10 protein-coding genes are annotated in these 6,107 nt (G+C 42.9%); 8 read left to right on the top strand and 2 right to left on the bottom strand.

Features of this window, described 5'->3' with window-relative positions:
- Positions 1-149 precede the first annotated feature (149 nt).
- Both AC0YN6_RS22775 and AC0YN6_RS22770 read right to left on the bottom strand, forming a co-directional pair.
- Positions 150-545, bottom strand: coding sequence for a collagen-like protein (locus tag AC0YN6_RS22775; RefSeq protein WP_475749677.1), 396 nt, complete (start codon positions 543-545; stop codon positions 150-152).
- A gap of 99 nt (positions 546-644) precedes the next feature.
- Positions 645-1,409, bottom strand: a complete 765-nt coding sequence (locus AC0YN6_RS22770) for a VCBS repeat-containing protein (protein WP_475749676.1) — start codon at positions 1,407-1,409, stop codon at positions 645-647.
- 214 nt (positions 1,410-1,623) lie between these two features.
- Here AC0YN6_RS22770 and AC0YN6_RS22765 point away from each other — a divergent pair, with 214 nt between their 5' ends.
- The 8 genes from AC0YN6_RS22765 (at position 1,624) to AC0YN6_RS22730 (ending at position 6,039) form a co-directional block, all read left to right on the top strand.
- The gene (locus AC0YN6_RS22765) at positions 1,624-2,211 is read left to right on the top strand and encodes an NAD(P)H-dependent oxidoreductase (protein ID WP_475749675.1); all 588 of its coding nucleotides are present in this window, start codon (positions 1,624-1,626) and stop codon (positions 2,209-2,211) included.
- Between the two features lie 245 nt (positions 2,212-2,456).
- Entirely contained in the window at positions 2,457-2,714 is a 258-nt protein-coding gene (locus AC0YN6_RS22760) for a DUF7667 family protein (RefSeq protein ID WP_475749674.1), read from the top strand.
- Positions 2,715-2,832: 118 nt separating this feature from the next.
- On the top strand, positions 2,833-3,249 hold the full coding sequence (locus AC0YN6_RS22755; RefSeq protein WP_475749673.1) for a VOC family protein: 417 nt from the start codon (positions 2,833-2,835) through the stop codon (positions 3,247-3,249).
- Between the two features lie 128 nt (positions 3,250-3,377).
- Entirely contained in the window at positions 3,378-3,524 is a 147-nt protein-coding gene (locus AC0YN6_RS22750) for a hypothetical protein (protein ID WP_475749672.1), read from the top strand.
- A gap of 17 nt (positions 3,525-3,541) precedes the next feature.
- Positions 3,542-4,477 (top strand): hypothetical protein, encoded by a 936-nt coding sequence (locus AC0YN6_RS22745; protein WP_475749671.1) that lies wholly within the window; start codon positions 3,542-3,544, stop codon positions 4,475-4,477.
- Between the two features lie 24 nt (positions 4,478-4,501).
- The gene (locus AC0YN6_RS22740) at positions 4,502-4,831 is read left to right on the top strand and encodes a low molecular weight protein tyrosine phosphatase family protein (RefSeq protein WP_475749681.1); all 330 of its coding nucleotides are present in this window, start codon (positions 4,502-4,504) and stop codon (positions 4,829-4,831) included.
- Positions 4,831-4,968, top strand: coding sequence for a hypothetical protein (locus tag AC0YN6_RS22735; protein WP_475749670.1), 138 nt, complete (start codon positions 4,831-4,833; stop codon positions 4,966-4,968). Before AC0YN6_RS22740 ends, AC0YN6_RS22735 begins: the two co-directional genes overlap by 1 nt.
- A 324-nt stretch (positions 4,969-5,292) precedes the next feature.
- The gene (locus tag AC0YN6_RS22730) at positions 5,293-6,039 is read left to right on the top strand and encodes a YhfM domain-containing protein (protein WP_475749669.1); all 747 of its coding nucleotides are present in this window, start codon (positions 5,293-5,295) and stop codon (positions 6,037-6,039) included.
- Positions 6,040-6,107: the final 68 nt, after the last annotated feature.

Genomic DNA, 6,107 nt, shown 5'->3' with positions numbered 1-6,107 from the left:
ACATCTCGCTATCAATGGGGATTAAAAAAGATGACTCCTGACGAATACAGGAGCCATCTACTTTCGGCTTAGCACTTTTTATTAAGTGTCCACAAACGGGGTCACAGTTCAGGATGGAGGAGAAGTCGTTTTTTATATTGTTATTCCTATTAGAAGCAAGTAAATGAGCTGATTTGCCTTAAGTCAATCCCAGTGTAACCCCATGATCTGCCGAACCAACGGAAGCCCGCGGTGGAAGTACGTCCAACAAATATAGGGAAAAACCAAAAGCTTTGACCATTGTGCAGCCATACGAAAGTGTTCCGAAATAAACAGCCGGAAATAGCTCCTGGATCAACAGCAAACAGTGAAGCAGACTGCTGCGGCGTGAATTGCGGGGGCGGCGCGGTTGGCGCGGTTGGTCCCATCATTCCTGGTTGACCTGGCTGTCCTTGAGGTCCTTGAGGCCCTTGTGGTCCTTGTGGACCTGGCCCAGGCCCGAAAGGTCCGAAAGGCCCCATTGGTCCCATCGGGCCCTGAGGACCTATTGGCGGCATAAATGCCATGCAGAATCACTCCTTATTATTTTAGGCTAATGCATGATATGCAGAAACACATAGCACGGATTGGGCGAAAGATTCGTTAATCATCCAATTCGAGAAAGGTTAGAAATGTGCAATCAATGTGGTACCGAGTATCGCGACCGTTAGTCTGGAAGAAACAAACATGTTGCCGTTCCATGTCAGTTGATTCTCAACATAACCTAACGTATCTGCATTCGTAGTACCGATGATTCGCTGAAGAGCCAGTAGATCATAAGAAACATGATTCTCAGCAGTCACAATCGGATTAAGAGCCGTCAGAGCAAGCACCTCGCCTTGAACAGGCTTCTTTAACCTTCCGTCATCGTTGTAATAGGAGGACAAATAAGAGGTGCCTTTGCCGCTTATGTCAATCGTAAACAAAAGATCAAGCTGAGAACTGGATACGAGTACTTTATAAAAGTCTTCATATTGGACACGAAACTTGTATTGTTCATTGTAGCGATCGGAGTCGAACAGCATACGAAGCGCATGATGGTCAAATGAATAGATGTAGAAGATGCCGTAGCCACCGCTTCCGCCGGTGTCGATGCTAACTAGAATGTCTAACGTTTTATTCTGATCGAAGTCGCCAAGAAACAAATATGCGTTATAACCGGCATTGTTCTGCAAAGGAATGACCGTGCGCTGTTGCGTATAACCATCCTGTATAACAAGTGTAATTCGATCAGCGAATATGCCTGATGGACCATCGGGTTTGTGCCCAAATAAGTATACTTGATCGGGTATACCGTCGCCGGTTACATCCCCTTGTTTCATATCGAGTATATAATCATCTCTTGAAAAACGATCTGGCAGGTTCCTTTGCGTGTGGAAAGACGTTTTCATAACCATTCCTCCAAGCCCAAAATACATGGTTTCTGTCTATACCTATGCAGATTAATTGCAATTGGACTGTGCGAATGCCCATCTAAGGAAAAACGAGTAAGTGACAAGTTTCTGAGCGAGAAGGCAGATGTAATTCGTCCTTACATAATGCAAGGTGAATAGGCAACACTATTGCTGACTGATGTCTATATACATTCGGAGGTGTAGCCGTGTTATGAAGCACTTAATCGTTTATTGTCATCCTAATCCAGACAGCTTCAACAGCGCGATTGTTGAGACTTTTATTGCTTCCTTGAAGGAGCAAGGCAATGAGGTCGTCGTTCGAGATTTATATGCAATGCGATTTGACCCTGTGCTCAAGGCCAGCGATTTTCAAGCGATGCGTGAGGGCAATACCCCAGCAGATATTAAGACAGAACAAGAGCATGTGAAATGGGCAGATGCTTTCACTATGGTTTATCCGATTTGGTGGACAGGCTTGCCTGCGCTGATTAAAGGTTATATTGATCGTGTGTTTTCATATGGCTTTGCTTATGAATATGGGAATGACGGAACGATTAGCAAGCTGCTCGCAGGCAAGAAGGGGCTTATTATTAATACACATGGAACACCTGCGGAGATCTACAGTAAAACTGGAATGTATGATGGACTAAAAATAACATCGGATACCGGTATTTATGAGTTTTGCGGCATCACGCCGGTAGGACATATATTCTTCGGCAGTGTGCCGCAAATAGATGATGAAGCTCGTAAACAAATGCTTGAAGAAGTGAAGGGCAAGGCTGTTAGCTTATTCGAATAATCGAACAAGAGAAGCCGATCGCATCGTTGCGGTCGGCTTCTCTTAGATTGAGGTACGCTTGTCCTGTTAAAGTAGATTACTCTACTTTATGGACAGGCTCTTTTTTTCTTTCTATTAGGGCAGCCTATTAAAACAGCATAGAAAACATAATTTTTTTGCTAGAGTGATAGGGATATAGACTATTTTGATGCAAATGAGGACAGAATGGGGAGGAGGATACTTTTATAACGATTGGAATGATCGATATGATGAATGTTCATTGGCGGCTTGCTGAGCTGTGGCTGCTGCAGGAGAAGAGGACCTTAACCGAACAAGAAAGTTCAGAGATGAACGCCTGCCTGAAGCTGAATGCCAAATATGCACAAAGGCTTGCTGAACAATATAATTTCGGGTATATGGCAAGCTCGACTAATGATGAGGCATGGCTTCAAGAAATAGCTGTTGAAATTGACAAGCTCGAGAGGATGTACGAATGCAAGCGTCCCTTGTTTTTTGAGGGATGATTCGTATAGCCAGTGAGGAATTATTATTTTATGGGAAAAATGATAGAAAAGGGATATTATGATATAGTGATATTCTTGATTTCACATGCAAGACAATCTAATGATGAGGTGATAGGTTATGGCATTTCAGTCCGCTAACATCTTTGTGAATTTACCTGTTAAAGATTTAAATAAAACAGTCGATTTTTTTTCTAAATTAGGGTTTGAGTTTAATCCACAATTCACCGACGAGAATGCAACATGTATGATCATTGGTCCCAATATTTTTGCGATGCTGTTAGTTGAAGATTACTTCAAAACGTTTATCGATAAAGAAATATCAGATTCAGCAAAAACGACCGAGGTCATCGTGGCCTTATCAGCAGAAAGCAGAGAGCAAGTGGATGAAATTGTGAATAAAGCATTGGCTGCTGGCGGTAAACCTGCAAAAGATCCGGTTGACCATGGGTTTATGTATAACTGGAGCTTTCAAGATTTAGATAATCATCTATGGGAATTGGTGTATATGGATCCGAGTGCAATCGAGCAAGGGTAAGCTGCAGGAACCACAATGCAAGAAGATAAGCTTTGGAAGCCATCCACCGCAATGATAATGTGGCGGATGGTTTTTTTTAAATTCCTGCATTGCTGAATTAGTAGAATGGTAGGGAGAGGGAGCGAAGCATGGATAAACAAACGATGATTGCTTTCATTTTGGAGGAATATGCTCAAGTAAAGGCGGAGTCGCGCACACAGTTTGATGCTGTAATACTGCGTCTTTCAGGTTATCGGGGTGCGTTGTCACATGAAAGTGGGGAGAAGAGGATCTAGAGCAGCTCTATAAAATATTGTCCGGCCACAAAATGACTCGCGAGTACGTGCCGAATATTATCGAAGCATATGCCACCATAGATACGTTGAACCTGCCTTCGAAAGTATCGTTTGGAGTTATAGAGAAAAAGGATGAAAAATGGGAAGAGCCTCGAATTCATCGCCAGTACGGCCAATACGAATTGCCGCCCACTATTCATCGTTTGTACGAGCTGGAAGCAGAGCTGGGAAGTGAAATGGATTATCAGCTTGGGCTTATCATGCAGAAGTATGATATGAGATACCATTGCACGCCGCCTGATTTTATTCCTTTTGCAAGTAACGGCTGCGACGGTATTCATTACTGTTTCGTTACCGATTTTGGAGCTGTCACAGATTTGGAGAATGCCTACATAGCTGTAGTTTCGCCAATGGATTTTGATTCGGAAATATGGCTGGTTGCCAAAAATATAACGGACTTCCTACGAATTATTTGTACAGATAGAAGCCTTCTAAATAATAACCCTGTGTCATTCGATGATTTCTTTAACAAAGCAAGTAAGGAGGAAGGAGAGAATTCAGAGGAGAAGCAGTCACCAGCAGTAGAAAGGCTGAAGGCGTTTTTCGGATTAAGTGAAATCCCCGATATGGCTGCATATTTACAAAATGTACACGATGAAAGGGAGAAATTGATTAGTATTCAAACGCTGGATACGGTCGGAATTGTGCCGTTGTCAGGTCAGAAGGAGCATGCTGCGGCGAAGCAGACACTATCTATTGATTGGGATGACAAGAGAGCTCTGAATTCGTTGTTCCAAGAGGCAAGCACTGAAATGAAGCTAGCCATCCTTCGCAATGGGCAGCACAACAAACAGATACTCGAGGATAAATGGCTGCTAAGACGATGTAAGAGTGTGTTGACGGAACTTGAGCTTTATCATGAGGTTTATAATTTAATGGAGCTAGTTGACTAGCCAACCATTTCGGGAGTGTTTTTCATAAACATATTGTTTGTATGCAGTAGAAACAAGTGGCGCAGCTTGACAGCAGAGACGATTTTTCAAGGGGTTGGCGGCCACGAGGTGAGATCGGCAGGTACAGAAGAGAATGCCCGGATTAAAGTAACGGCTGGGCATATTGGCTGGGCTGATCTTATTTTTGCAATGGAGAAAAAACACGTTCGAAGGCTGCAAAGCAAGTTCAGTTATGAGCTTACTGGGAAGAAGCTTATTTGCCTTCATATACCGGATGAATTCGAATATATGAACGAAGATTTGATTGGTCTGCTTCAATCGAGTGCAGCTTCGTATTTAATAGAATCTGATTGATGAAATCGGATTGGGTCATCGATATTGGACCGGAGGGTGGAGCAGCAGGCGGAAACGCAGGAACGCCTGAGCAAGTAGCAGCAATTCAAGCCTCGTACACAGGTCAATTCTTGAAACAGGCGCTGGCAGGCGGGTAGTAAAAATCTTTATTATTCAAAAAACATGTCATAATCGTTTATAAAAGGGGGCTGCCATCGTTAATAACGTTGGCAGCTCCCTTATTGGTTATTCCGCAGCATGCTTGTTTTCAGTCCAACGTATTCGGCAAGCTCATCATATATTTGGCTGACAGGAACGGTGTATGGTTCAACTTAGGCCTACGTTTGGAACCTTTTACCATGGACGTTCGTCTTAATGATTATCACTTTCCTTTGTACCAGGCAGATGAACATTCAGCTGTTAGGAGACGAGCTTGCGATTGGTTGGTCCTATTGAATTTTTTGGAGGAAGGATGTGTATAGTTGAAGCGGAGCTACATGATTGGGATTGGTGTCGTTGTTGTGATTTTAGCATTACTGATGTTCTTGTTTCGGGTAAATGAGAATCAGGTAATCATCCAGCGAATGGTTGATTTCGAGCAGACGGAGCCGAATTCACAGGTCGTTTGGAAGGATAGAGAGTCTATTAAAATATTCGAATATGCATTCCGATTTGGAAAGCGACAGCCGGGAAGAGTAGACATCGACTTTCCTCCTTATACTGTAACATTAGGTAAGCACCGTTATTATCTTTATATCTCGGAACAATATGAAATTGGTAATTTCATGAAGGCCGGTGACACTGGAACGCTCTACAGGATCGGAAAATCATCGACGAAAAAGCTTCAAGCGCTGCTTAAAAAAGCCTATCCGGTTATCGAGCCTGCGTATTTGGATAGCTCGACGTTTTCCGAAGAGGAGAAGCCGCTTATTGAATTGATTAATTTACGCATAAAATATATGCATGAAAAAAAATGGGATGAATTTTTGAATTTGTATACCGAAAACGTACGCAAGGAACGGGAGTCTTCCGGAAGCTTCACTGGATTCACAATTACGAGCATTGAGGTCGATCAGGAAATATCAATTAAAGAGCAAAGGTCGTTGTTCGAGGCTGTTGTTCACGTTTCTGAGGTCAGGAATAATGAGGATATTAGTGGAAGCTCGATGTATGTGTTCCATAAAAGCAAAGATGAAGGCGCTGAATGGCGCATTGCGGATGTGGATTAAAGGTTACAGCGTTCGATCTTGATTCAATTTTAAATAAAGAAATAGCGGCAACAAATGCCTGTACACCC

It is taken from the genome of Paenibacillus sp. J22P15, from assembly GCF_056269345.1.
This window is presented reverse-complemented; position numbering and strand designations above follow the sequence as displayed.

Coding starts and splice junctions, on each gene's coding strand:
- AC0YN6_RS22775 (WP_475749677.1), bottom strand. CDS start 545: ATGGCATTTATGCCGCCAATAGGTCCTCAGGGCCCGATGGGACCAATG.
- AC0YN6_RS22770 (WP_475749676.1), bottom strand. CDS start 1,409: ATGAAAACGTCTTTCCACACGCAAAGGAACCTGCCAGATCGTTTTTCA.
- AC0YN6_RS22765 (WP_475749675.1), top strand. CDS start 1,624: ATGAAGCACTTAATCGTTTATTGTCATCCTAATCCAGACAGCTTCAAC.
- AC0YN6_RS22760 (WP_475749674.1), top strand. CDS start 2,457: ATGATGAATGTTCATTGGCGGCTTGCTGAGCTGTGGCTGCTGCAGGAG.
- AC0YN6_RS22755 (WP_475749673.1), top strand. CDS start 2,833: ATGGCATTTCAGTCCGCTAACATCTTTGTGAATTTACCTGTTAAAGAT.
- AC0YN6_RS22750 (WP_475749672.1), top strand. CDS start 3,378: ATGGATAAACAAACGATGATTGCTTTCATTTTGGAGGAATATGCTCAA.
- AC0YN6_RS22735 (WP_475749670.1), top strand. CDS start 4,831: ATGAAATCGGATTGGGTCATCGATATTGGACCGGAGGGTGGAGCAGCA.